General features: G+C 75.1%; 2 pseudogenes. Both read right to left on the bottom strand.

The window, feature by feature from the left end:
• Positions 1-237: pseudogene (locus JNW89_RS36010) on the bottom strand (protoporphyrin IX magnesium chelatase); the annotation flags it as partial.
• Positions 234-1825 (bottom strand): annotated as a pseudogene (locus tag JNW89_RS36005) (cobaltochelatase subunit CobN); the annotation flags it as partial. The pseudogenes JNW89_RS36005 and JNW89_RS36010, both read right to left, overlap by 4 nt.

Genomic DNA, 1825 nt, shown 5'->3' with positions numbered 1-1825 from the left:
GTGCGGCCCGTCCGGGCAGGCGGGGTCGGCGGCGGCCGGGTCGCAGGCGAAGCGGCAGCCGGCGACCCGGTCGACCGGGGGCAGCAGCGCCGCGAGGGCCCGCACGGCGGTGGACTTGGCGGTGCCCTTCTCGCCCCGCACCAGCACCCCGCCGATGGCCGGGGAGACGGCGTTGAGCAGCAGGGCCAGCCGCATGTCGTCCATGCCGAGCACCGCGCTGAACGGGTAGCCACTCATTGCCGGTCCTCCAAATCGCCCTCGCTGGCCAGGTACGTCTCGCGGAGCCGGTCGAGGGTGGCCGGTTCGGGCGCGGCCCACAGGCCCCGGTCGGCGGCCTCCAGCAGCCGCTCGGTGATGCCACGCAGCGCCCACGGGTTGGACTGCTCCAGGAACTCCCGGGTGGTCTCCTCGAAGACGTACGCGGCGGCCAGGTGCTCGTACATCCAGTCGTCGACCACGCCGGCGGTGGCGTCGTAGCCGAACAGGTAGTCCACGGTGGCGGCCAGCTCGAACGCGCCCTTGTAGCCGTGCCGGCGCATCGCGGCGATCCACTTCGGGTTGACCACCCGGGCCCGGAACACCCGCCGGGTCTCCTCGCCGAGGGTGCGGGTGCGCACGTCGTGCGGCATCGCCGAGTCGCCCACGTACGCGGCCGGCGCGGCGCCGGTGAGGTGGCGGACCATCGCCACCATCCCGCCGTGGTACTGGAAGTAGTCGTCCGAGTCCACGATGTCGTGTTCGCGGGTGTCCTGGTTCTTGACGGCGACGGCGATGCGGGCGAAGGAGCGTTCCATGTCGGCGCGCGCCTCCCGCCCGTCCAGGTCCCGGCCGTAGGCGTAGCCGCCCCAGACGGCGTACACCTCGGCGAGGTCGGCGTCGGTGCGCCAGTTCCGGGCGTCGATCAGCGGCAGCAGCCCCGCCCCGTACGCCCCCGGTTTGGAGCCGAAGATCCGGGCGGTGGCCCGGCGGGCGTCGCCGTGTTCGGCGAGGTCGGCGTCCACGTGGGCCCGGACGTAGTTCTCCCCGGCCGGCTCGTCGAGGGCGGCGACCCGGCGTACCGCGTCGTCGAGCAGCGCCACGACGTGGGGGAAGGCGTCGCGGAAGAAGCCGGAGATGCGGACGGTGACGTCCACCCGGGGGCGGCCCAGCTCCGCCAGCGGCACCACCTCGACGCCGGTGACCCGCCGCGACCGGTCGTCCCAGACCGGCCGGCAGCCGAGCAGGGCCAGCACCTCGGCGATGTCGTCGCCCTGGGTACGCATGGCGCTGGTGCCCCAGACGGTGAGCCCCACCGAGCGGGGGTACGCGCCGGTGTCCGCAAGGTGCCGGGCGAGCAGCGAGTCGGCGAGGGCCACCCCGACGTCCCAGGCGTTGCGCGACGGGATGGCCTTGGGGTCGACGGAGTAGAAGTTGCGGCCGGTGGGCAGCACGTTGACCAGCCCGCGGGTGGGTGAGCCGGAGGGGCCGGGCGGCACGAACCGGCCGTCCAGCGCGCCGAGCACCCGGTCGATCTCGTCGGTGGTCCGGGCCAGCCGGGGCACCACCTCGCGGGCGGCGAAGCGCAGCACGTCGGCGGCGTCGCCAATCGCCCGGCCGGTCACCTCCTCGACCACCGCGTCGACCTTGTCGGCGTCCCAGCCGAGGGTCTCCATGCCGACGACCAGCCGGCGGGCCAGGGCCTCGATGAGGTCGACGGCGTCGGCGCCGGTGGCGGCGGCCCGTCCGCCGCCTCGGTCAGCGGCTCCGGCACGGCGATCCGCCGTCCGGGCTCGGCGAGCAGCTCCTGCTCGTCCAGCCCGTACGCGGCGGCGAGCGCCTGGCGCAG

The organism is Micromonospora sp. 4G55 (assembly GCF_016803375.1).
This window is presented reverse-complemented; position numbering and strand designations above follow the sequence as displayed.